This window comes from Morganella morganii (genome assembly GCF_041099235.1).
In the GTDB taxonomy this organism is placed as follows: domain Bacteria; phylum Pseudomonadota; class Gammaproteobacteria; order Enterobacterales; family Enterobacteriaceae; genus Morganella; species Morganella morganii_E.
Genome location: NZ_JBFZSO010000025.1, coordinates 1 through 764 on the forward strand (window position 1 = coordinate 1; position 764 = coordinate 764).

The following is a 764-nucleotide window of genomic DNA, read 5'->3' on the forward strand; positions in this document are numbered from 1 at the left end:
GCCGCTGCTGTTCTGGATTATGGGCAGCTTCGGCTGGCGTGCGCTGTTTATCAGCGTCGGGGTTGTTGGCATCCTGTTCGCGCTGGTCTGGTGGCGTTGCTACCGCGAACCCCATCAGGACAGCCGCCTGAGCGACAGTGAACGCGAACATATTCTTCGTGGCGGCGGACTGGCTAGCGCGCCGCAGCAGCAAAACGCTTTTAGCTGGCCGCTGGTGCGCCAGCTGTTGGCAAAACGACAGGTGATTGGCGCCAGCGTCGGTCAATTCGCCGGTAATACCGTGCTGGTCTTCTTTCTGACCTGGTTTCCAACGTACCTGGCGACCGAGGGCCACATGGCGTGGTTGAAAGTAGGCTTCTTCGCCATCTTGCCGTTTCTCGCCGCGGCGGGTGGCGTGCTGTTTGGCGGCTGGCTCTCCGACAAGCTGCTGAAAGCCACCGGTTCGGCCAATCTGGCGCGTAAGCTGCCTATCGTCGTCGGGCTGATGATGGCCAGCAGCATTATTTCCGCCAACTGGCTGCCGAGCGACCTGGCGGTGATCCTGATGATGTCTTTTGCCTTTTTCGGTCAGGGTATGGTTGGCCTTGGCTGGACGCTAATCTCCGATATCGCGCCGCAGGGGATGGGCGGGATAACCGCCGGCATCTTTAATTTCTGCACCAATCTGGCGGGGATCCTCACGCCGCTGATTATCGGTTTTATCGTTGCCGCTTCCGGTAGTTTTTTCTACGCGCTGGTCTATATCGGCGGCGCGGCGCTGTTCG

The 764-nt window shown here is 59.8% G+C and carries 1 protein-coding gene; it reads left to right on the forward strand.

From position 1 onward, the window contains the following. Positions 1-764: MFS transporter (locus tag AB7038_RS18075; RefSeq protein WP_369453748.1), on the forward strand; the 764-nt coding region annotated here is incomplete at both ends.